Here is a 21,179-nt window from a genome sequence, read left to right as displayed (position 1 = left end):
GCGTTTCAGTTGGCGGCTTTGATGCGGTCGAGCACGCGGCCTTCGATGTCTTCAATGCCTGCCGGCACTGCCGGGTACCACTTGATGTTTTTCAGCGCCGCTTCCGGGAAGCTGGTGGCAAACTGGGCTTTGAGCCGGGCGTCCATCAACTGGTCGGCGCCTTTGGAGGCCGTGAAGTTGCCTGCAGAAGATGCCACTTTGGCGGCAATTTCGGGTCGCATGTTGAAGTTGATCCAGGCGTAGGCGGCGGCGTCGTTCTTGCCTTTGGCGGGAATGGCAAAGGTGTCAATCCAACCGAGCGCGCCGGATTTGGGCGCCATGAACTGAATGTCGGATTTTTCGCTGTTGAGTTTCCAGCCACCGGTGTCCCACATCATGGCGCCGGCGATTTCGCCGCTGCGCATGCCGTTGAGCAACTGGTCCTTGTTGTCCCAATAGAACTTGATGTTGCTCTTGCAGGCGATCAGGGTCTTGCCCACGTCGTTCATCAGCGCGCCATAGGCTTTGGGGTTGTTGTACAGCGCAAACGGGTCTTTGCCGGAGGCGAAGGCAAACGCCAGCAGGGTCGGGCGTTTCAGGCGCATGGCGGTTTTGCCCTTGACGTCGGCACGGCACAGGTCCGGGTAGTCCACCATCTTGGTCAGCTTGGTGTTGACCACCAGTCCATCGGTGCCCCAGAGGTGCGGCATGCCGTAGACCTTGCCCGCCAGCGTGGTGTTTTTCTTGGTCGCTTCCAGCATGCCGGGGGTGAATAATTCGGCTTTGACTTTGCTCAAATCCATCGGTTTGTAAATGCCGAATTCTTGCTGCGGGCCGATGATGCGATCTTGCGACGGTTGGGCCAGATCAAAGCCGGCTCCGCCGGTGGCGCGCAGTTTGGAGATCATTTCTTCGTTGTTGGACAAGGTGAGCGCCACCTTGTAGCCGCTTTCTTTTTCGAACTGGGCCACGACTTCGGCGGGCGCATAGTCAGCCCAGGTCAGCAGGCGCAAGGTTTTTTCCTGCGCCAGGGCCGAGCCGGCCACGCCGAGCGCGAGAACGGCGCTGGCCATCAGGGTGAGGGGAGCTTTCATGCGGGATTCCTTCGAGGTATGAAACAGCGTTAAATCGGGACGCCCAGGACCTATTAAGGACCAAAAGACGGGAAAGCCTACCGCAGGTCCATGACATGGTGATGTCGGCGTCCTGCCGGAGATATGGTATTTTCCCGGTATGACATTCTGGATCGACACCCATTGCCACCTGGATGCAGCAGAGTTTAGGCCTGACGCCCAGGCAGTACGTGCGCGGGCAGCTATTAATAATGTAGCGCATTGCGTGCTGGCGGCGGTCGAGGTCGCCAATTTTGAGGCCGTGCGGCAGCTGGCGCACGAGGGTGGTGACAGCTACGCGCTGGGTATCCACCCGCTTTATGTGGGAAAAGCGCAGGACACGGATCTGGCCCAGCTCGACGCCTGCTTGCTGCGCTATCGGGATGACCCGCGGCTGGTGGCGGTGGGCGAAATCGGGCTGGACTACTTTGTGCCGGAACTGCAGGTGAGCCCGCTGCGCGAGCGCCAGACCTATTTTTACCAGCAGCAGCTCAAGCTAGCGCGCCAGCATGGTTTGCCGGTGATCCTGCATGGGCGGCGCTCGGCCGATCAGCTGCTCAAGGGGCTGCGCACGGTCGCCGCTGAAAACGTGGGGGGGCCGGCGTGGCGCGGCATTGCCCATGCCTTCAATGGCAGCGAGCAGCAGGCGCAGGCTTTCATCGCGCTGGGCTTCAAGCTCGGCTTTGGTGGCGCGCTGACCTATGAACGCGCCCTGCAGCTGCGCCGTCTGGCGGCCAGCCTGCCGCTGGAGGCGCTGGTGCTGGAGACCGATGCGCCCGACATGCCGCCGCACTGGCTGTACAAAACCGCCGAACAACGCGCCAGCGGCGAGCCGCAAGGCCGCAACGAACCGGGCGAGCTGCCGCGCATTGGCGCTGAACTGGCGGCGCTGCGGGGCATCAGCCCCGCCGATTTGGCCGCTGCCACCACGCGCAACGCGCTCGTGGCCCTGCCGCGCCTGCGCGCCTTGTTGCCAAGCTGAAATAATGCGGTTGATGGACCCCAACTTGCCACCCCTCATTCAGGCCCTGCTCGAGCCGCAGCGTTATCCGCAGGCGCCGTCGCAGGTGGAACTGGTGCAAACCCATATCTCCTGGGTGCTGCTGGCGGGGGACTTTGCCTACAAGATCAAGAAGCCGGTGCGTCTGCCTTTTCTGGACTTCAGCACGCTGGCGCAGCGCCAGTTGTGTTGCGCCGACGAGCTGCGCCTGAACCGCCGCTTTGCGCCGGACCTCTACCTGGGCGTGGTCGGGATTTTCAATACGCCGCAAGATCCGCAATTTGACGGCCCGGGCACGCCCATCGAATACGCCGTCAAGATGCGGCGTTTCGATGAAGCCGGTCGACTGGACCGGGTCTGTGCCCGGGGTGAACTGCAAGCGGCCCATCTGTCGGACCTGGCCGACACGCTGGTCGCCTTTCACGCGGCGGCGGCCATTGCGCCACCGACCTCGCGCTTCGGGTCGGCCGACGAAGTCATCGCGCCCGCCCGGGATAACTTTCAGGACCTGCTGCAACGCTTGCCGCAAGCCGAGGTGCAGGCCCGACTGGCGGCCTTGCAAGCCTGGACCGAGGCGCAGTTCAAGCAGCTGGCCCCGCTGATGACGGCGCGCAAGCTGAATGGGCAAGTGCGTGAATGCCATGGCGATCTGCATCTGGCCAATCTGGTGCTGATCGGACAGCAGGTGCGGATGTTTGACTGCATCGAGTTCAACGAAGACCTGCGCTGGATCGACGTGGCGAGCGAAATCGCCTTTACCTATATTGACCTGCTGGCCCACAGCCAGCCGGGACTGGCCGACTGGTGGGTGGACGAGGTGCTGAGCCGCAGCGGCGACTACGCGGCGGCCCAGCTGCTGCGGTTTTATGCGGTGTACCGGGCCTTGGTCCGTGCCAAGGTGGCCGCGATCCGCATGACGCAGACGCAGACTCCGGACCACGACAGCGAGGTGCTGGCGTATATCGCCTTGGCCGAACGCCTCGTCGCGCCGCCCCCGGCGCGGCTCGTCATCACGCACGGACTGTCCGGCTGCGGCAAGACTGTCGTCTCCAATCAGCTGCTGCAAAGCGACCCGCAGGCCGCCACCTTGCGCCTGCGTTCGGATGTGGAGCGCAAGCGCCTGTTCGGACTGGCCAGCACGGCGCGCAGCGGCACGACCCCGCAGGCCAGCATTTACGCCGGCGATGCGCATGCGCGCACCTACCACCAGCTGCGCGAACTGGCGCACATGCTGCTGCGCGCGGGCTGGTCGGTCATTGTGGATGCCACCTTCCTGAAGCGTGCCGACCGCGAGGCCTTTCGGACGCTGGCCCGCGACACCGGTGTCGCGTTCAGCATCCTGGCGCCACAGGCCAGCCCCGCGCAGTTGCGCGAACGGATCCTGGCGCGCAGTGCCCTGGGGCGCGATGCGTCGGATGCCACGCTGGCGGTGCTGGCACAGCAGATGCAAGTGATCGAGCCGCTGGCGGCGGACGAAATCCAGGACCGCCAGTGAGCCCGTTGCCGCACGACCCAAGCCCCGCCGAGGCGCCACGTCCGCCCGCGCGGCTGGTCGGCTTGCCGCCGATCGTCTCCAGCAACACCCGGCTGCTGGTGCTGGGCAGCTTTCCCAGTGTGGCGTCGCTGGCGCGCCAGCAGTATTACGCCCACCCGCAAAACCAGTTCTGGAAGATTCTTCAAGCCATTTGGCCTGCTAGCCCGCGTCTGACAAGCGCTGATAGCTATGAAAAACGTAGCGAGTGGGTGCTGGAGCGGGGGCTGGGCGTGTGGGACGTCTACGCTGCCTGCGAGCGCGAGGGCAGTCTGGATGCCGCCATTCGTAACCGAGAAGTCAATGATTTCGCCAGCCTCGTGCGCCGTTGCCCGCAACTTCGGGGCATCGCCCACAACGGCGGCGAGAGCTTCCGGCATGCCAAATTCACCGCCCTGCTGGGCTTGCCGGTGTATAAATTGCCCTCCACCAGCCCGGCCAACGCCAGCTGGAGTTTTGAGCGCAAGTTGGCGGCCTGGCGCGAGGTGATGGCGGCCGCCGGGCTGCTGTAAACGGTTCGCTTGGGCGTTTGAGGATAATGGCCGCATCTTGAAAAAACGCACTCACACTCTCCCCGAAGTTAATTTCTCCGACGAAGGCAAGCTTCGCCACCTGCATCTGGGCACCGAATGGATTCAGGGCTCCATGCTGATGGACGACCCCATCGTGCTGTTCCACGAATACATCCAGCGCATGATGGCCTGGCTGCTGTTTGTGGAGCCGGACACGGTGCCCAAGCGCCAGGCCATGCAGCTCGGGCTGGGCGCCGGCTCGCTCACCAAGTTCTGCCACAAAGAGCTGCGCATGAAAACCGTCGCCATCGAGCTCAACCCGCAGGTGTTGATCGCTTGTCGTGGCTGGTTCAAGCTGCCGGCTGACAACACCCGCATGCAGGTGGTGCTGGCCGATGCCGCCCTTGAAATCCAAAACCCCAAGTGGTGGGGCACGGTGGATGCGCTGCAGGTTGATTTGTACGACCACGAGGCCGCCGCGCCGGTGCTCGACAGCCTGCCGTTCTACAACCACTGCAAGCGCCTGCTCACCCCCGAGGGCTGCATGACGGTCAACCTGTTTGGCCGGGCCTCCAGTTTTGCGCGCAGCGTCGAGAAAATCTCGGCCGCTTTTGGCGCTGACGCGGTGTGGGCCTTCAAACCCACGCGCGAAGGCAACACCGTGGTGCTGGCCCAGTGCACGCCCAGTCGGCCCAAGCGCGAGGTGCTGGAGGCGCGCGCTGAAATCATCCAGGCCCAATGGGGTCTGCCCGCCGCCAAATGGGTGCGCGTTTTTAAACCGATGCTGAAATGAGCAGCGCCGCTGCCCCTGGCCACGCCAAGCCGCCGGCCCGAGCCGCCCATGAGGGGCCGCTGGATTGGCGTCGGCTGGTGGAGTGGTTGGGCAGCGATGGCGTCATCAGCGCGGAAGAAGTGCAGCGCGTCACGGCACGCTGCGCCCAGGCCGAGAGCGTGCAGCACCCGCTGGTGCGGCTGGCCAGCGTGTCGGTGCGGCGCGCCAGCGATGGCAAGCCGCTGGACATCGAGCTGCTGACGCAGTGGCTGGCGGGCCGGGTCGGCTTGGGCTATTTGCGCATTGATCCGCTCAAGGTGGACGTCGGCAAGGTCGCCGACACCATGAGCGCGGCCTATGCCGAGCGCCACAAGATTCTGCCAGTGCAGGTGACGCCCAGCGAAATCGTCGTCGCCACCTCCGAGCCGTTCATCACCGACTGGGTCGCCGAGGTCGAGCGGCAGGCGCGCCGCAGCGTGCGCCGGATGGTGGCCAGCCCGCAGGAGATTCACCGCTACACGGTGGAGTTTTTCGCCCTCGCCAAGTCGGTGAAAGCCGCCAACAAGGCCGGTGGCAACAGTGGCGGCGCCAGTTTTGAGCAGCTGGTCGAGCTGGGCAAGACCAACAAGCAGCTCGATGCCAATGACCAGGGCGTCGTGCAGGTGGTGGACTGGCTCTGGCAGTACGCGTTTGACCAGCGCGCCAGCGACATCCACCTGGAGCCCCGGCGCGAGCAGGGCGTGATCCGGTTCCGCATCGACGGCGTGCTGCACCCGGTGTACCAGATGCCGATGGGCGTGCTCAACGCCATGACCGCGCGCATCAAGCTCCTCGGCCGCATGGACGTGGTGGAAAAACGCCGGCCGCAGGACGGCCGCATCAAGACGCGCAACCCGGGCGGCGACGAGATCGAAATGCGGATTTCCACTCTGCCCACCGCCTTTGGCGAGAAGATGGTGATGCGGATTTTTGACCCCGACACCACGGTGAAAGACCTGGATGCGCTGGGTTTTTCCGCGCACGATGCGCAGCGCTGGGAGGCGCTGGTCAAGCGTCCGAACGGCATTATTCTGGTCACCGGTCCGACCGGTTCCGGCAAAACCACCACGCTCTATTCCACCCTGAAACGGGTGGCGACCGAAGAGGTCAACGTCAGCACGGTGGAAGACCCGATTGAAATGATCGAGCCCTCGTTCAACCAGACCCAGGTGCAGCCGCAGCTCGATTTTGGTTTCACGGAAGGCTTGCGTGCCTTGATGCGGCAAGACCCCGACATCATCATGGTGGGCGAAATTCGCGACCAGCAAACCGCCGAAATGGCGGTGCAGGCCGCGCTCACCGGGCACCTGGTGTTCACCACCCTGCACACCAACGACGCGCCCTCGGCCGTGACCCGGTTGATGGAACTGGGCGTGCCGTCCTACCTGATCAACGCCACCTTGCTCGGCGTGCTGGCGCAGCGGCTGGTGCGCACCCTGTGCAAGCATTGCAAAGTGCCCGACCCCGGCGCCACACGCGAAACGCTGGCCGAAGTGGTGAAACCGTGGCAGATCAGCGGCAGTTACCAACCCTTCAAACCGGTGGGCTGCGTCGATTGCCGCATGACCGGTTTCATGGGGCGCATGGGCCTGTACGAGTTGCTGGTGGTGTCTGAGGCCTTCAAGGACAAGATCAACCGCGAGCCCAATACCGATGCGCTCAAGCGGCAGGCCGTGAGCGACGGTATGCGACCCCTCAGGCTGGCCGGCGCCAAGCGCGTGGCCGAGGGGCTGACAGTGCTGGAAGAAGTGCTGTCGGCCACGCCGCCCATGACCTGACCCCCAAGGCGCGAGCGCGGCCTAGGTGAAAGCGACATGACGGTGGCGGGTGTTTCCCGTTCAAAATGAACGGTTCGAATTCTTCAAGGATCTTTTTCATGAGTATGAAGAGTCAAAAAGACTTTTTCTCCGGCCTGTTGTTCATGGCGGTCGGGGTCGCCTTCGCCTGGGGCGCCACCAATTACAGCGTGGGCACGGCGGCGCGCATGGGACCGGGTTACTTTCCGCTGGTGCTGGGCATCTTGCTGGCGGTATTGGGGGCCGTGATTACCTTCAAAGCCCTGGTGGTGGAGACGGAAGATGGCGAAAAAATGGGCCCCTGGGCCTGGAAGCCCCTGTTCTTCATCATCGCGGCCAATCTGGTGTTTGGCCTATTGCTCGGCGGGCTGCCCAGCCTCCACATTCCCGCCATGGGGCTGATCGCCGCCATTTATGCCTTGACCTTCATCGCCAGCCTGGCGGGCGAGGAGTTCAAGTTGAAGGAGGTCGTGATTTTGGCCACGGTGCTGGCGTGTCTGAGTTATGTGGCTTTCATCCTGCTGCTCAAACTGCAGTTTGCGGTGTGGCCGACGTTGATCACCGGCTAAGGAGCTGAACCATGGATTTGATTACCAACCTGTCGCTTGGTTTTGGCGTGGCCTTCACGCCGATCAACCTGATGTACGCCTTTGTCGGCTGCTTGCTGGGCACCTTGATTGGCGTGCTGCCCGGCATCGGCCCCCTGGCCACGATTGCCATGCTGCTGCCCGCCACTTATTCGCTGCCACCGGTTTCGGCCCTGATCATGCTGGCCGGCATTTATTACGGCGCGCAGTATGGTGGTTCGACCACCGCCATTTTGGTCAACCTGCCCGGTGAATCATCCTCGGTGGTGACGGTGATCGATGGCTACCAGATGGCGCGGCAGGGTCGCGCCGGCCCGGCCCTGGCTGCTGCCGGTCTGGGGTCGTTTTTCGCCGGCTGTGTTGGCACCCTGGTGTTGGCCGCCTTTGCCGTGCCGCTGACCGAGGTCGCGTTCAAGTTCGGCCCTGCCGAGTATTTTTCCTTGATGATTCTGGGCTTGATTGGCGCGGTGGTGCTGGCGTCCGGCTCGCTGCTGAAGGCGATCGGCATGATCTTGCTGGGCTTGCTGCTCGGCTTGGTGGGCACTGATGTCAACACGGGCGTGGCCCGCTTCAGCTTTGATATTCCGGAACTGACCGATGGCATTGGCTTTATCGTCATCGCCATGGGCGTGTTCGGTTATGGCGAGATCATCAGCAACCTGGGCAAGCACGAAGACGAGCGCGAGGTGTTCACGGCCGATGTCAAAGGGCTGCTGCCCACCATGGAGGACTTCAAAAACATGGTGCCGGCGGTGTTGCGCGGCACGGCGCTGGGTTCCGTGCTGGGCATCCTGCCGGGCGGCGGTGCCGTGATGGCGTCTTTTGCGGCTTACACGCTGGAGAAAAAAACCAGATTGCGACCGGGTGAAGTGCCATTTGGCAAGGGCAATATCCGCGGCGTAGCCTCGCCGGAGGCGGCCAACAACGCGGCGGCGCAAACCTCGTTCATTCCGCTGCTGACGCTGGGCATTCCACCCAATGCCGTGATGGCCTTGATGGTGGGCGCCATGACCATCCACAACATCCAGCCCGGCCCGCAGGTGATGACCAGCAACCCCGAGCTGTTCTGGGGCTTGATCGCCTCGATGTGGATTGGCAATGCGATGCTGGTCATTCTGAATCTGCCGCTGATCGGCATGTGGATCAAGCTGCTGAGCGTGCCGTACCGCTGGCTGTTTCCGGCCATCGTGCTGTTTTGCGCCATCGGCGTCTATTCCACCAACAACAACACCTTTGACATCTGGATGGTGGGCCTGTTTGGCTTCATTGGTTATCTGTTTATCAAGCTCGGCGCCGAGCCGGCGCCGCTGTTGCTGGGTTTTATCCTGGGTCCGATGATGGAAGAAAACCTGCGCCGCGCCTTGCTGCTGTCGCGCGGTGACTGGAGTGTGTTTGTGACGCGCGGGCTGTCGGCCAGCCTGTTGGCCGTCGCCGCCTTGCTGCTGGTGATCGTGTTGCTGCCCGTCATCAAGCGCAAGCGCGAAGAAGCGTTCGTCGAGGATTGATGGTCATGTCATTGTGAATAATATAAGAAATAAGCCTCTAGCCCCCGTATCTATTGCGAAAGTAGCTCCTAAAAGCATAGCGAATGGTTTGTTGTTGGCGACGCTGGGCGCCATCGCCTTCAGTGGCAAGGCGATCATCGTCAAGCTGGCGTACCGGCACGGCGTCGATGCGGTCACGCTCATCATGTACCGCATGCTGTTTGCACTGCCCATTTTTGCGCTGATGGCCTGGTGGGCCAGCCGGGGCAAAGCAGCGCTGACGCGGCATGACTGGTTTGGCGTGCTGGGCCTGGGGGTCACCGGCTATTACCTGGCCAGTTTTCTGGACTTTGCCGGCTTGGCCTACATCAGCGCTTCGCTGGAGCGGCTCATCTTGTACCTCAACCCGACGCTGGTGTTGCTGCTGGGTCTGGTGCTGTACCAGCGGCACATCCAACGGCGGCAAGCCTTGGGCATGCTGATCAGCTATGCCGGGGTGGTGCTGGTGTTCGGCCACGAGATCAATCTCCAGGGGGCTGACGCCGCCTTGGGGGCGCTGCTGGTGTTTCTCAGTGCTATCAGCTACGCGGTGTACCTGACCTTCAGTGGTGAGCTGGTGCAGCGGCTGGGTTCCTTGCGGCTGGTTGGCCTGGCCACCACGGTGGCCTGCCTGCTGTGTATCGCCCAGTTTGTGCTGCTGCGCCCCTGGAGTGCCGCCGTCGTCGCGCCCGAGGTGATCTGGCTGTCGGTGCTGAACGCGACGCTGTGCACGGCGGTGCCGGTGCTGATGGTGATGATGGCGATTGAGCGCATTGGCGCCAGCATGGCGTCTCAGGTCGGCATGGTCGGGCCGATGTCGACCATCCTGATGGGCGTGCTGATTCTGGGCGAACCCTTTACCGCCTGGGTTGCGGCGGGTACGGTGCTGGTGATTGCGGGTATCTTTGTCTTTACCCGCACGGCACGGTCGGGTTGAATTGCCCTGACTCATCAATGGTGAATTTTTAACGCAGGGAGTGATGAATATGGATTTGGGCATTGCCGGTAAATGGGCGTTGGTGTGCGGCGCCAGCAAGGGTTTGGGTTTTGGCTGTGCGCAGGCGCTGCTGCGCGAAGGGGTGAACGTGCTGATCGTCGCCCGTGGGCCTGAGGTGTTGCAGGCCTCTGCTTCTAAATTAATAGCGGATAGCGCCGGTCCGACGGGGGCTGCAGTCGAATTTGTGGCAGCAGATATCACCACGCCAGCGGGCCGGCAGGCGGTGTTTGCCGTTAGGTCCGACTTTGACATTGTGGTGACCAATGCCGGTGGCCCGCCGACCGGCGATTTTCGCGACTGGGACCGCGACGCCTGGATCAAGGCGCTGGACGCCAACATGCTCACGCCGATTGATCTGATCAAAGCCACGGTCGATGGCATGGCGGCGCGCGGCTTCGGGCGCATCATCAACATCACCTCCAGCGCGGTCAAGGCGCCGATCGACATTCTGGGTTTGTCCAACGGCGCGCGCAGCGGCCTCACCGGCTTTGTGGCGGGCGTGGCGCGCAGCCCACTCGCCGCGCAAGGCGTCACCATCAACAACCTGCTGCCCGGCGCTTTTGACACCGACCGCCTCAAGAGCACCCTGCAGGGCGCGGCGCAAAAGACCGGCCAGCCGCTGGAGGCCATCACGGCGGCGCGGCGCAAGGGCATTCCTGCGCAGCGTTTTGGACAGGTGGAAGAGTTTGGCGCCCTCTGTGCTTTTTTGTGCAGCCAGCAGGCCGGCTATATCAACGGCCAGAATGTACTGGCCGATGGCGGCGCCTACCCGGGCGCGTTTTGAGCGTCGCCTGCCGCAGCATTCAGCGAAACACGGTGATCGGGCTTTGGCGGGCCGATTGAGGTGGTAAATTCCAGCGTCATTATTTTGCTAATCTAACTGGAGTCCCCTCATGGTCCGTTCCCCCTTGCAGCGCGTTTCTCGTGCGCTTCGCACCACCGTCGCACTCAGCGCGTTTCTGTTGGGTGGGCTGGCCCAGGCGCAAAGTGGCACGATCAAATTGATGGTGGGTTTTCCGGCCGGCGGCGGCACCGATGCGATTGCCCGCACCCTGGCGGAAAAACTGAAAGAGCAGTTGGGCACCACCGTGATCGTCGAAAACCGCGCCGGTGCCGGTGGCCAGATTGCCGCACAGGCCCTCAAGGCCGCGCCCGCCGATGGCACCACCTTTTTTCTGTCGCACGACCACACCATCTCGATCTTGCCGCTGGTTGTGAAAAACCCGGGTTTCGATCCGGCCCGCGATTTTGTGGCAGTGGCCGGTTTTGCCACCTTCGTCAATGCGCTGGCGGTGTCCGGCGGCACACCCGCCAAGTCGATGAATGAGTACGTGGCCTGGGTGCGCAAACAAGGCGCGGGCCAAGGCACGGTGGGGGTGCCAGCGCCCGCCTCGGTGCCGGAGTTTCTGGTCAAGCTGATTGGCCAGAAATACAACCTCGACCTGCAATCGGCGCCGTACCGTGGCAGCGCGCCCATGATCGGCGACATGCTGGGCAACCAGATCAACGCCGGGGTGGCCTCGGTGCCCGATTTCATCGAGAACCACAAGGCCGGCAAAGTCCGCATCGTGGCGGTGCTGGGCAGCAAGCGCCAAGCGGCACTGCCCGATGTACCGACCTTTGCCGAACTCGGGCTGGCTGGGTTTGAGGATGTGCCGTACTACGGCATTTTTGCCCCGGCTGGCACGTCCAAGGCCGTGATTGACCGCTTCTCCAGCGCCGTTGCCAAGGTGATCGCACTGCCGGAAGTGCATGACCGCCTGACCGCCATGGGCTTGACCGTGGGCTACATGACGCCGCAACAACTGACCAGCCGCGAACAGGCCTATGCCAAAACCTGGGCCCGCATCATCAAGGCCAGTGGTTTTCAGGCCCAGTAAGGTCTAGCTCGTATTCCGCAATTGAAGTCATCAACACGGCCCTGGCATCCATGCGGGTTTGCGGGGCTGAGAATTGATGGCCCGGGATTTGTAAAGTCGTAAGCACACGGTAAAACATGGTCGGCGATCGGCTGTAATGCAGCGTGAGGAGTCATTCGGGTTCGGTTCCTGGGTGGCTGGTCCGTGCCAGGAGCAGTCCCTTGCGAATGACTGCAATGGGGAGGTGAAGTTCTTTCCATCCGCCGTTGCGGTTAACTGACGTTGATGCCCAGCCGTTTGGTGTCCACACCAGTTAGTCAGCGTGGATATTTGCGATTTTTAAAAATCCAGACTCTCTCATAAGTCGAGCTTCCTTTTCCAAACTGGACACACAACGATACAAAGCCTCGTGTGTCACACCCAACTCAGACGCCAGCGATTTCAATCCCGAACCTAACGGATACTTCCCGCTTTTACCTTCCGTTTCGAGTAGGTGAATCAAGCGGTCTTGAACCTTGTTGAGTGACATCCGTTCGCATTGCAATCTGAGCCTCTTGACCTCACGGCTCAACATCGCAATCCAGCGGCTCGCAAACGCGGAGTCTGTATCCATGGCAGTACGGACATGCTCGATGGGAATTTTAGTGATCTCGGAAACCGCGATTACCTTGCCGTCGCAGTGGTAGCGTGCTGACTGAAGGCTGGCCTCACCGACAAAGCCATGGCGGGTACGTTGAACAACGGCAGCACCACCCTGCGCACCAAGACGCTCCAAGATGACTTCGCCACTTCCTATGAAGAACATGCTGACGGGCTTGCTCCCCGTGGCAAACAGCCGCTCACCCTTCTGATGCACGGCGGTCACGCAGAACGCATGCAGGTCTTTGGGGAGTAGCTCGGTCAACTCAGGATGAAGTTGCGTAAAGTTCGGTTGCATATGATACTGATCATACGGCTTCTTGGCCTGTATCAACAATACTTCAGCCAAGACGAATACAACGAAGCATCATGACTAATTCCATTTTCCAGTTTGGCCAGAAACTCCCCGAATATGAGGTTCCAGTTCTTAACGAACGAGCGGTCCGTGCCAGCGCAGGCATTTTGTTTTTCCTGGCCCTGATCTGCTTCATGAACGCGTGGTTAACGGGTAACTTCCAGCCAACACGCGTATTCGTTGTGAGCTTCTTGATTGAGTTCACTATCCGCATTTTTATTAATCCACGTTTCGCCCCGATCATGATCCTTGGCGAATGGGCGGTTCGCAAGCAGCAGCCCGAATGGGCTGGTGCTCCTCAGAAACGATTTGCCTGGGCCATTGGCTTTGTCCTTGCAGCCACCATGCTCTATCTGGTGGTGCTCAATAACGTGATTGGCCCGATCAACCTGATCATTTGCTCGATGTGCCTGACCTTGCTCTTTTTTGAAACTGCCTTTGGTATCTGCATCGGCTGCAAGATTTACAACATGTTCAACAAGGAAAAGGCCCAACACTGTCCAGGTGGTGTTTGCAAAATGCTCTCAAACCAGATGCCGTCGGCAAAGCTTTCCCAAGTGATCTTAGTTACCGCTTTTGCATTCGCCGTCGCGGGCATCGCTCAGTGGGTATACAGCACAGCTCCTAAGCGGGCAGCCGAGTTTGAGCAACCGGTTGCAGCCCAGCCAGCGGTGCCCGTTGATCCAGCAGAAGCCGAACGTTGCAAGGTTCCTGATTTCGCCAAGGCCATTGGTCATGAGGAAAAGTGGAAGCTGCACAACAACTGCAAATAAGCCTTGCCTGTATTTATCTCAATCACTAACGCGGAAACCAAAATCATGAATCTGAACCGCCGACGCCTTCTCACTGCATCAGCCATTGCGGTGACATCCCTGAGCACAGGAATGGTATGGGCCGCACAACCGGTCGTGGAAATCATTGCGTTTGCACATCCACCGGTGCAATCTGCCCTCAAGCCCTTGCGTGACTGGTTGGCAACGCAGGGAAAGAAGATCCGCGTGACAGAGATCGACATGGAGTCGCCAGAAGCGGAGAAGCGGTTGGTCGCCGTCGGTCTCAAGGGCCACATCCCTATCGTCGTTTTGGTGGATGGCAAATACAAACACACCCGTCAAGACGGAAGCGCCGTTGAATTCGTGAGCTTTCCCAACGGTCCAGGTACACCTGCCGGTGTCAAAGGGGGATGGTCTACCGATGACGTTCAGGCGCTGCTGAAGGCGCATAAATCCTGACCAACCAAATCCAAAGCTTAAAAAATAATAGGAGACAAAACATGAACAAACTTTACGCGTTGCTGGGCATTACGACTCTGGCCGCCTGCGCGATAACGGCATTTCCATCCATTCAGGACGGGTTGTATGTCCAACTTCCATAATTTCGGATGGCGCTCATTCCTATTGGCTTCTCTTGTGGTGGTATCAGTGTCAACCCATGCAGCAGACAAAGCTCCTACGACAGCGGCGGTTGACACTCGCTATAACCTGAAGCTCACCCCCAGCGAACAGGCTGAATTCCTGGCCGAAATGCGCAGCATGCTGGCCAGCATCCAGCACATCATGATTGGCATAGGGTCTTCGGATCGAGAATTGATAGCCGAATACGCCCGCCATTCAGGTAACAGGATGGCACGCGCTACGCCAGCATCGGTGCGAGCCAAGACACCTCCAGCTTTTCAGGAGATTGGTGGGCCAACCCATCTGATGTTTGAGGAATTGGCGATCCGGGCAGAGAGCGACGACATGGACATGATTGCCGCCTATACCGGCAAGTTGATGAACCAGTGCATGGCTTGCCATGCCGCATTCAAGGTGATGTGATATGGATTATTCAGAATTCCGCTTCAACGGTCTGTGTGCCCGTATCCGTCCGTGGTTCATCGCTGTGCTGGGATTGATTGCTGCGACTGCCAATGCCGTCGAGGTGAGGTTTGAGCCTGTCGCCGAAGGCGTGTATGCCTATGTCGGTGAATTAGGTCAGCGCACCATCACAAACGAAGGGTTCAATGCCAACATCGGTCTTGTTGTCACCCCTGTTGGTGCGGTGCTGATCGACAGTGGCGCTACTTACAACGGTGCACGCCAAATTCAAGAAGCCGTGCGACGGGTGACCACGCAGTCGGTGCGCTGGGTCGTCAACACTGGCGGACAAGATCACCGGTGGCTGGGTAACGGTTATTTCAAGTCAAAGGGCGCGGAAATCATTGCCCACAAACAAGCTGAGGCGGACATGCGCAGCCGTGGTGGCGACCAGTTGGAGGGCTTGCGCAATGCGCTCGGGGCGCTTGCCAATGACACGGTCCCCACGTTTGCCAGCCGCTGGATCAGCCAATCGGATGAGCGGCTGGAACTGGGCGGCGTGGTGATCGAGTTCAAACATCGTGGCGGTGCCCACACCCCGGGTGACATGCTGGTCTGGTTGCCAAAGCAGCGGGTGGTTTTTACGGGCGATGTGGTGTACGTGGACCGCATACTGGGCGTGCTGCCATTCAGCCAAACCAAACCCTGGCTAGCTACCTTTGCTGAGATCGAGCGTCTTGCACCCCTGCGTATCGTTCCCGGGCATGGCCACGTAACGGACCTGGCCACCGCGCAGGCTGATACGCGTGACTATTTAATGGCTTTGCGAAACCACATGAAGAAGGCCGTTGATGGCGGTGTGGACATGAGTACATCCGTCAAGACCTTTGATGCCAAACCTTTCATGCGTTTGCTCAATGCAACAGACCTGATGCCGGGCAACGCAAGCCGCACCTACCTCGAGCTTGAGCGTGAGTAGTCGTCGGCCTCAAAGCTAAAAGAAATCCATGACCACAGCACCGCAACAGGCGAACGCCACCTCAACCGTTCCGGCGCTCATGGCGGATGGGCTCACGCGCAGCTTCGGCGAACGGGTGGCCGTGGACCATGTCAGTTTTGAAGTGGGTCACGGCGAAGTTTTTGGCTTTTTAGGCCCCAACGGCGCGGGCAAAAGCACCACCGCCCGCATGCTGACCGGGTTCATGCGTCCCACCAGTGGTCGTGCACTGATTTCGGGTCTTGATGTGTCTACGCAGGCTTCGGCTGCTCGCCGCCTCATAGGCGTGGTTCCCGAAGAAGCGAACGTGTACGCTGACTTGACCGTCCTGCAAAACGTCTTGTTGATGGCCGAGTTGCACGGTATCTCCAAGCCGCAGCGACTGGAGCGTGCATCCGAGTTGCTGCAGGTGTTTGACATGCAAGAGCGCAAACAACAAAAAGGTCGGGACTTGTCCAAAGGACTCCGACAGCGGCTGATGCTCTGCATGGCATTGGTCAGCGACCCGCAGGTGCTGTTTCTGGATGAACCCACCTCTGGTCTGGACGTGGCCAGCACACACATGATCCGCGAGGTCATCCAGCGTATGAATCGTGAACGGGGGATGACGGTTTTCATCACCACGCACAACATGGAAGAGGCAGACCAGCTTTGCCACCGGGTCGCCATCATCGACAAGGGCAAGTTGGCGGCCATTGATACCCCGGTTGCATTGCGGGGCCGTGTTTCATCTCTTCGTTCGGTAGAGGTCCGGTTCACGCAAAGTGGTGTCAAACCAGAGGATGTACTGACCGGCCCCTTGGGCAATGTCGTCATGGCCGCGAACGGCTTCCAAGTGTTTGCCCCAGAACCTGGCCGCGTTGCGCAAGAGATCGCTACCCGTGCCAGTGCGTTACATCTGTCTATCGAGGCACTGAACACCAAGGCTCCGTCGCTGGAAGAGGTGTTTCTATCCATCACGTCGGGAGACAGCCATGGCGCATAACCGCAACTGGTTTTCCGATCTGTCATGGCAACTCCGCGAGGTGCTGGTTATTGCCAAGAAAAACGCGATGGTTTATTACCTCAAGCCACCTGTGGTGACCTTCGGCATTGTCTTTCCGCTGTTCTTTTATCTCGCGTTTGCAGCAGGGCACAAAGCCCCAGTTGCCGTCATGGTGCCGGGTATCGTCGCTATGGCACTGTTTTTCACGGCATCGGCTGTCGGGCCATTGGTGACACCGTGGGAAAGACAGGCCCGCACGTATGAACGGCTTGTCACGTCTCCTGCCAGTCTGCCTGCCATTGTCGGGGGCGATGTTTTGGCTGGCGGCGTGTTTGGTATGTTGTTGTCACTCGTACCCATGCTGGGTTCATGCCTGTTCACCTCGGCTCAGATCGACCGGCCAGTCGCGCTTGTAGCAGGTGTGGTGCTCGGTGCACTGGCATTTTCTTCGCTGGGGGTACTGATGGCGGCACCTGCCACGGAGGGGCCTTCGCAGGTCATGATGCTGTCGAATCTGGTGCGTCTGCCGCTCATGTTCGTCAGCGGTGTTTTCGTTCCTCATACAGAAATGCCGCATTGGGGCCAAATTCTGTCGCCGTTTTCGCCACTGTCTTATTGCGCCGATTTGATTCGCGTTGGATTTGGTGAGTCCGCGTACTGGTCTGTTCAAACCGATGTGATGGCCTTAGCCGGGTTCACTATCGTGTTCGTTCTGTTGGCCACTTTTTTTCACTACAAGACCCGTGACAAGGCCCATTGAAGCCATGGCGCATCTACGAACAGGACACCTACAACATGAAACTCTTCCCTCAATTGAAACGGCGGTTTGCCTTGGGCGGTTTGACCGTTGTATTGGTGGGCGCATTGGTCTTCATTGCCTTGCGCGCTGGGCCATTGGCCCCCACGCGTATTACGGTCACCCAAGTTAAGGAGGGTAGCCTCGCCCCGCAACTGTTTGGCATTGGAACGGTAGAGGCACGGCGCAACTGGATGATCGGCCCTACGGTGGCTGGACGAGTTCTGAGCGTGAAGGTGGACGTGGGCGATACGGTCAAAACTGGTCAACTCCTGGCTGAAATGGACCCCGTGGATTTGGACCAACGGCTAGCTTCTCTGGATGCCTCCTTCGAGCGGGCAGTCAGTGCACAAATGGCCGCCTCGGCGCAGCAGGCCGATGCCATTGCAAAGCGCGAACTGGCAGTTGCCAATGTCCGTCGCAACCAGGACCTGGCCGACAAGAACTTCATCAGTCCGGGGGCGCTGGAGGGTCGCCTTCAAGAAAAGGCCTCTGCCGATGCGGCGGTTCAAGCTGCTCAAGCCAATCTGAAAGGGGCCGGTCAGGACTTAACGCGTCTGAAGGCCGACCGCGCCGCCTTGCAGCAGCAGCGTGGCAACGTGCGGTTACTTGCACCGGCAGACGGCGTGGTGACCTCCCGCGACGCAGAGGCTGGCTCCACCGTCGTGGCGGGCCAAGCTGTGCTGCGTCTCATCGACCCCGCAAGTCTTTGGATCAAGCTGCGCGTCGATCAGGGGCGCTCTGCTGGCTTGGCGACAGGATTAATGGCCCGAATCGCATTGCGCTCTCAGCCGCAGATTCCGATGACAGGCCGTGTTGCTCGTGTAGAGCTTCTGAGTGACAACGTAACGGAAGAGCGGATTGCCCAAATCGCTTTCGATCAGGCCCCAACCGGGGTATCAGTCGGTGAAATGGCCGAGGTCACGCTTGAACTTCCTGCTACGTCCAGTGCACCACTGGTGCCCACGGCAAGCATTCAGCGTCAAGGCACTGCTACCGGAGTATGGCGAATTGAATCGAGCAAGCCGGTGTTCGTCCCGGTGCGGCTTGGTGCCAGCAGTCTTGAAGGGCAAGTCCAAGTAGTGGAAGGGCTCAAGGCTGGCGATGACGTCGTGGTCTACAGTCAAAAGGCATTGACCGCCGGTAGTCGTGTGCAGGTTGTCGAGTCGTTGGTCAAATCTTCGGCACCAACTGGAATCGCTCCATGATTAGCCTGGCGGGGCGCGATATTCTGCATTCATGGCAGAAGTTCGTATTCACCGGAATGGGACTTGGTTTGCTGATCGGGGTGACACTGACCATGGCCGGTGTGTACCGGGGTATGGTGGATGATGCTCACGCCTTGCTCAACAATAGCGGCGCTGATCTCTGGGTCGTGCAAAAGGATACGCAAGGCCCTTATGCCGAGTCATCCAGTATCAAGGACGATGTGGTACATGGCATCTTGGGAATGCCTGGTGTAGCCCGCGCAGCCAACGTGACCTACTTCACCATGCAGGTACAGCAAGGCAATGACGAAGTTCGCACGATGGTGGTTGGCATCGAACCAGAGCAGCCCGGTGGACCCAGCTATTTGCTTGCGGGCCGCCACCTGTCGCGTAGCCATTTTGAAGCAGTGGCGGATATCAAGACAGGGTTCGATGTAGGTGACCGCATCCGCATTCGCCGCCATGACTACACCGTTGTAGGTCTTACCCAGCGCATGGTGTCCTCGGGTGGTGACCCTATGGTATTCATCTCTTTGAAAGACGCACAGGAAGCACAGTTCCTCAAGGACAACGATGCCATCTTGAATGATCGCATCCGCACCGCTGCCAACCCCGCGTTCAACCGGCCAGGTGTGCCGGGTCTACTTGAAGCCGTGCAAGGTACGCAAACCAGCAGCCACAACGTGAATGCTGTGCTGGTTCAGATACGCGATGGGCTATCGCCAGAGCAAGTCGCAGAGCCGATTCGTCGCTGGAAGCACCTGGAGGTGTTTACACGCGCTGGGATGGAAGAAATTCTGGTTGCCAAGCTCATTGCCACGTCCGCAAAGCAGATTGGTATGTTTCTGGTGATTCTTGCCATCGTCAGCGCGGCCATCGTCGCTTTCATCATCTACACCATGACGCTAGGCAAGATTCGCGAGATCGCGGTGCTCAAACTCATTGGCACTCGCAACCTGACGATTGCCGGGATGATCTTGCAGCAGGCATTGGGCTTGGGATTGATCGGCTTCTTTGTCGGCAAAGTGGCGGCAACTTTTTGGGCACCGGTCTTTCCAAAGTTTGTACTTCTGCAACAAGGTGATTCCATCACGGGCTTTGTGGTCACGATGGTGATCTGTGCATTGGCAAGCACCTTGGCTATTCGGGTGGCGCTCAAAGTTGACCCGGCACAAGCCATTGGCGGGTAATGCGGCTATGAATAAACAGAACGCCGATACATCAGCGCCTTCTCATGCAGGTGGCATCGTCATTGAAGGGCTGCGCAAGGTCTACGGCCATGGAGACACCGCTGTAGAAGCCCTCAAAAATGTCAATATGACGGTCGGACCTGGCGAAGTGGTCGGCTTGGTCGGCCCTTCTGGTTCCGGCAAGAGCACGCTGCTCAAATGCCTTGGGGCCATCATCGAGCCGACAGCGGGACGCATGATTTTGGGTGGCAACGTGATTTATGACGGTGGCTGGAAAATTCCGGATTTGCGCACACTGCGACGTGACAGCATTGGTTTCGTATTTCAGGCACCTTACCTGATTCCATTTCTGGATGTGACGGACAACGTTGCCCTGTTGCCGATGCTTGCCGGGATGCCCAATGGCAAGGCCCGCGAGCGTGCACTGGAACTGTTGACCGCGCTCGATGTGGCCCATCGAGCCAAGGCAGAACCGTCCCAACTGTCGGGCGGCGAGCAACAACGCGTGTCCATAGCGCGGGCACTGGCAAATAAGCCGCCGGTTATATTGGCCGACGAACCAACTGCCCCACTGGATAGTGAGCGAGCATTGGGTGTCATGCGCATCCTGAACCAGATGGCGCGGCAAGCTCAGACTGCCATCATTGTGGTCACGCATGACGAGAAGATCATGCCGACGTTCAAACGCATTTATCACATCCGTGATGGGCAGACGGTTGAGGAAAGGGGTGAAGGGAGGGCGCTGGGATAGCTCCCGTACCATGTCAAATTATTAACTGATCCGGCAGTAATTGGTCATTACGTGACGACCGGTTTGAAGATAGGTTATCCAGTTAGCGGATATTGTTTGCTATTTTGGGCTGGTTCGCGAGTGTCGGCTTTAGGGAACTGACCTTGGCGACCGCTATGACTGCAGTGGGTCAGAACTTGCTGGTGGCCACCAGCAAGTCGAATGGCCGGTCTGGGTCTGATGCCGCCATTCGGCCTATGAAAATATCCGAGTCGCGGATGACATAAAGACCGGGAGAATGACGCCATCAGCAAATGATGAGATCCGTATGCCCGAAGCCCTTGGCGTAATCAAGGACGGAAATGACCGAGGGCGTTACGCGGAACAGGCGGACTTCGTCCGGGCTCGGCATCTTCATCGGCAGCGGCCGTGCCTCAGGGTATTTCAGTGGGAGCATGCGCAAGACTTTCTCCGCTTCGGCCCGATCTTCCACCGCCTGCGCGCGCGCTGCCATCGACAGGCCGGTGATCGCCATCAAATCCGCCGTGTCGTGATCGATCGTCAGCGAGAGCCGATCATCTCGCGCCAGGTTTTTTGCCTTCTGACTGTCCAGCCCGCAGAGAAAATACAGGGTCAGGCCGTCGTTCACGTAGCCGACGGTCGTTGCCTGTGGCCAGCCATCCGGCCGCAGCGTCGCAACCGTCATGATTCGATGTTGGTCCAACAGTGCCAGGATTTTCTGTTTGATTTCGTCGCCCATGAGTCGCCTCCACAAT

Annotated in this window: 22 protein-coding genes; 19 read left to right on the top strand and 3 right to left on the bottom strand. The window is 59.8% G+C overall.

All coding sequences use genetic code 11. The annotated features are described in order from the left end of the window. Window positions 1–5 precede the first annotated feature (5 nt). Complete coding sequence (locus HHJ17_RS00995) at window positions 6–1,073, bottom strand: extracellular solute-binding protein (protein WP_296500222.1); 1,068 nt, start codon at window positions 1,071–1,073, stop codon at window positions 6–8. A gap of 139 nt (window positions 1,074–1,212) precedes the next feature. Between HHJ17_RS00995 and HHJ17_RS00990 the strand changes: the two genes are divergently transcribed. The 10 genes from HHJ17_RS00990 (at window position 1,213) to HHJ17_RS00945 (ending at window position 11,728) form a co-directional block, all read left to right on the top strand. Then, window positions 1,213–2,073 (top strand): TatD family hydrolase, encoded by an 861-nt coding sequence (locus HHJ17_RS00990; RefSeq protein ID WP_296504710.1) that lies wholly within the window; start codon window positions 1,213–1,215, stop codon window positions 2,071–2,073. A gap of 13 nt (window positions 2,074–2,086) precedes the next feature. Further along, window positions 2,087–3,586 (top strand): bifunctional aminoglycoside phosphotransferase/ATP-binding protein, encoded by a 1,500-nt coding sequence (locus tag HHJ17_RS00985; RefSeq protein ID WP_296504708.1) that lies wholly within the window; start codon window positions 2,087–2,089, stop codon window positions 3,584–3,586. A gap of 5 nt (window positions 3,587–3,591) precedes the next feature. After that, window positions 3,592–4,134 carry a DNA-deoxyinosine glycosylase gene (locus HHJ17_RS00980; RefSeq protein WP_296504893.1) on the top strand — a complete coding sequence of 181 codons (543 nt, stop codon included), beginning with the start codon at window positions 3,592–3,594 and terminating at the stop codon, window positions 4,132–4,134. Between the two features lie 34 nt (window positions 4,135–4,168). Beyond that, window positions 4,169–4,927 carry a spermidine synthase gene (locus tag HHJ17_RS00975; protein WP_296504891.1) on the top strand — a complete coding sequence of 253 codons (759 nt, stop codon included), beginning with the start codon at window positions 4,169–4,171 and terminating at the stop codon, window positions 4,925–4,927. Further along, window positions 4,924–6,723, top strand: a complete 1,800-nt coding sequence (locus tag HHJ17_RS00970; RefSeq protein ID WP_296504706.1) for a GspE/PulE family protein — start codon at window positions 4,924–4,926, stop codon at window positions 6,721–6,723. Before HHJ17_RS00975 ends, HHJ17_RS00970 begins: the two co-directional genes overlap by 4 nt. Before the next feature lie 98 nt (window positions 6,724–6,821). Continuing rightward, a complete protein-coding gene (locus HHJ17_RS00965) occupies window positions 6,822–7,310 on the top strand; it encodes a tripartite tricarboxylate transporter TctB family protein (RefSeq protein ID WP_296504704.1) in 489 nt (162 codons plus the stop codon). An 11-nt stretch (window positions 7,311–7,321) separates the two neighbouring features. Continuing rightward, the gene (locus HHJ17_RS00960) at window positions 7,322–8,833 is read left to right on the top strand and encodes a tripartite tricarboxylate transporter permease (RefSeq protein WP_296504702.1); all 1,512 of its coding nucleotides are present in this window, start codon (window positions 7,322–7,324) and stop codon (window positions 8,831–8,833) included. A gap of 52 nt (window positions 8,834–8,885) precedes the next feature. Next, a complete protein-coding gene (locus tag HHJ17_RS00955) occupies window positions 8,886–9,788 on the top strand; it encodes a DMT family transporter (RefSeq protein WP_296500616.1) in 903 nt (300 codons plus the stop codon). Between the two features lie 49 nt (window positions 9,789–9,837). Beyond that, window positions 9,838–10,632 carry an SDR family oxidoreductase gene (locus HHJ17_RS00950; RefSeq protein ID WP_296504889.1) on the top strand — a complete coding sequence of 265 codons (795 nt, stop codon included), beginning with the start codon at window positions 9,838–9,840 and terminating at the stop codon, window positions 10,630–10,632. A 109-nt stretch (window positions 10,633–10,741) separates the two neighbouring features. Continuing rightward, window positions 10,742–11,728 carry a Bug family tripartite tricarboxylate transporter substrate binding protein gene (locus tag HHJ17_RS00945; RefSeq protein ID WP_296504700.1) on the top strand — a complete coding sequence of 329 codons (987 nt, stop codon included), beginning with the start codon at window positions 10,742–10,744 and terminating at the stop codon, window positions 11,726–11,728. Window positions 11,729–12,020: 292 nt separating this feature from the next. Here the strand turns inward: HHJ17_RS00945 and HHJ17_RS00940 are convergent, their stop codons facing one another. Further along, a complete protein-coding gene (locus HHJ17_RS00940) occupies window positions 12,021–12,695 on the bottom strand; it encodes a Crp/Fnr family transcriptional regulator (protein ID WP_296504698.1) in 675 nt (224 codons plus the stop codon). 20 nt (window positions 12,696–12,715) lie between these two features. Between HHJ17_RS00940 and HHJ17_RS00935 the strand changes: the two genes are divergently transcribed. The 9 genes from HHJ17_RS00935 to HHJ17_RS00895 all read left to right on the top strand — a co-directional run bounded on the left by HHJ17_RS00935 (window position 12,716) and on the right by HHJ17_RS00895 (window position 20,424). Further along, window positions 12,716–13,474, top strand: coding sequence for a DUF4395 domain-containing protein (locus HHJ17_RS00935; RefSeq protein WP_296504696.1), 759 nt, complete (start codon window positions 12,716–12,718; stop codon window positions 13,472–13,474). A 45-nt stretch (window positions 13,475–13,519) separates the two neighbouring features. Further along, window positions 13,520–13,933 carry a hypothetical protein gene (locus tag HHJ17_RS00930; protein ID WP_296504694.1) on the top strand — a complete coding sequence of 138 codons (414 nt, stop codon included), beginning with the start codon at window positions 13,520–13,522 and terminating at the stop codon, window positions 13,931–13,933. A gap of 126 nt (window positions 13,934–14,059) precedes the next feature. After that, window positions 14,060–14,518 carry a hypothetical protein gene (locus tag HHJ17_RS00925; RefSeq protein ID WP_296504692.1) on the top strand — a complete coding sequence of 153 codons (459 nt, stop codon included), beginning with the start codon at window positions 14,060–14,062 and terminating at the stop codon, window positions 14,516–14,518. 1 nt (window position 14,519) lies between these two features. After that, window positions 14,520–15,476, top strand: coding sequence for an MBL fold metallo-hydrolase (locus HHJ17_RS00920; RefSeq protein WP_296504690.1), 957 nt, complete (start codon window positions 14,520–14,522; stop codon window positions 15,474–15,476). A gap of 28 nt (window positions 15,477–15,504) precedes the next feature. Next, a complete protein-coding gene (locus HHJ17_RS00915; protein WP_296504688.1) occupies window positions 15,505–16,479 on the top strand; it encodes an ABC transporter ATP-binding protein in 975 nt (324 codons plus the stop codon). Further along, a complete protein-coding gene (locus tag HHJ17_RS00910) occupies window positions 16,469–17,239 on the top strand; it encodes an ABC transporter permease (protein WP_296504686.1) in 771 nt (256 codons plus the stop codon). Before HHJ17_RS00915 ends, HHJ17_RS00910 begins: the two co-directional genes overlap by 11 nt. A 35-nt stretch (window positions 17,240–17,274) precedes the next feature. Further along, window positions 17,275–18,483 carry an efflux RND transporter periplasmic adaptor subunit gene (locus HHJ17_RS00905; RefSeq protein WP_296504684.1) on the top strand — a complete coding sequence of 403 codons (1,209 nt, stop codon included), beginning with the start codon at window positions 17,275–17,277 and terminating at the stop codon, window positions 18,481–18,483. Further along, window positions 18,480–19,673 carry an ABC transporter permease gene (locus tag HHJ17_RS00900; protein ID WP_296504682.1) on the top strand — a complete coding sequence of 398 codons (1,194 nt, stop codon included), beginning with the start codon at window positions 18,480–18,482 and terminating at the stop codon, window positions 19,671–19,673. Before HHJ17_RS00905 ends, HHJ17_RS00900 begins: the two co-directional genes overlap by 4 nt. Before the next feature lie 7 nt (window positions 19,674–19,680). Continuing rightward, entirely contained in the window at window positions 19,681–20,424 is a 744-nt protein-coding gene (locus HHJ17_RS00895; RefSeq protein WP_296504681.1) for an ABC transporter ATP-binding protein, read from the top strand. A 286-nt stretch (window positions 20,425–20,710) separates the two neighbouring features. Here HHJ17_RS00895 and HHJ17_RS00890 read toward each other — a convergent pair whose 3' ends face one another. Next, on the bottom strand, window positions 20,711–21,163 hold the full coding sequence (locus tag HHJ17_RS00890; protein WP_296500200.1) for a pyridoxamine 5'-phosphate oxidase family protein: 453 nt from the start codon (window positions 21,161–21,163) through the stop codon (window positions 20,711–20,713). Window positions 21,164–21,179 lie beyond the last annotated feature (16 nt).

The organism is Rhodoferax sp., from assembly GCF_012927445.1.
In the GTDB taxonomy this organism is placed as follows: Bacteria; Pseudomonadota; Gammaproteobacteria; order Burkholderiales; family Burkholderiaceae_C; genus Rhodoferax.
This window is presented reverse-complemented; position numbering and strand designations above follow the sequence as displayed.

Excerpts from the sequence above, each read along its gene's own strand:
- HHJ17_RS00995 (WP_296500222.1), bottom strand. The coding sequence starts at position 1,073 with ATGAAAGCTCCCCTCACCCTGATGGCCAGCGCCGTTCTCGCGCTCGGC.
- HHJ17_RS00990 (WP_296504710.1), top strand. The coding sequence starts at position 1,213 with ATGACATTCTGGATCGACACCCATTGCCACCTGGATGCAGCAGAGTTT.
- HHJ17_RS00985 (WP_296504708.1), top strand. The coding sequence starts at position 2,087 with ATGGACCCCAACTTGCCACCCCTCATTCAGGCCCTGCTCGAGCCGCAG.
- HHJ17_RS00970 (WP_296504706.1), top strand. The coding sequence starts at position 4,924 with ATGAGCAGCGCCGCTGCCCCTGGCCACGCCAAGCCGCCGGCCCGAGCC.
- HHJ17_RS00965 (WP_296504704.1), top strand. The coding sequence starts at position 6,822 with ATGAGTATGAAGAGTCAAAAAGACTTTTTCTCCGGCCTGTTGTTCATG.
- HHJ17_RS00960 (WP_296504702.1), top strand. The coding sequence starts at position 7,322 with ATGGATTTGATTACCAACCTGTCGCTTGGTTTTGGCGTGGCCTTCACG.
- HHJ17_RS00950 (WP_296504889.1), top strand. The coding sequence starts at position 9,838 with ATGGATTTGGGCATTGCCGGTAAATGGGCGTTGGTGTGCGGCGCCAGC.
- HHJ17_RS00945 (WP_296504700.1), top strand. The coding sequence starts at position 10,742 with ATGGTCCGTTCCCCCTTGCAGCGCGTTTCTCGTGCGCTTCGCACCACC.
- HHJ17_RS00935 (WP_296504696.1), top strand. The coding sequence starts at position 12,716 with ATGACTAATTCCATTTTCCAGTTTGGCCAGAAACTCCCCGAATATGAG.
- HHJ17_RS00930 (WP_296504694.1), top strand. The coding sequence starts at position 13,520 with ATGAATCTGAACCGCCGACGCCTTCTCACTGCATCAGCCATTGCGGTG.
- HHJ17_RS00925 (WP_296504692.1), top strand. The coding sequence starts at position 14,060 with ATGTCCAACTTCCATAATTTCGGATGGCGCTCATTCCTATTGGCTTCT.
- HHJ17_RS00920 (WP_296504690.1), top strand. The coding sequence starts at position 14,520 with ATGGATTATTCAGAATTCCGCTTCAACGGTCTGTGTGCCCGTATCCGT.
- HHJ17_RS00915 (WP_296504688.1), top strand. The coding sequence starts at position 15,505 with ATGACCACAGCACCGCAACAGGCGAACGCCACCTCAACCGTTCCGGCG.
- HHJ17_RS00910 (WP_296504686.1), top strand. The coding sequence starts at position 16,469 with ATGGCGCATAACCGCAACTGGTTTTCCGATCTGTCATGGCAACTCCGC.
- HHJ17_RS00905 (WP_296504684.1), top strand. The coding sequence starts at position 17,275 with ATGAAACTCTTCCCTCAATTGAAACGGCGGTTTGCCTTGGGCGGTTTG.
- HHJ17_RS00900 (WP_296504682.1), top strand. The coding sequence starts at position 18,480 with ATGATTAGCCTGGCGGGGCGCGATATTCTGCATTCATGGCAGAAGTTC.
- HHJ17_RS00895 (WP_296504681.1), top strand. The coding sequence starts at position 19,681 with ATGAATAAACAGAACGCCGATACATCAGCGCCTTCTCATGCAGGTGGC.
- HHJ17_RS00890 (WP_296500200.1), bottom strand. The coding sequence starts at position 21,163 with ATGGGCGACGAAATCAAACAGAAAATCCTGGCACTGTTGGACCAACAT.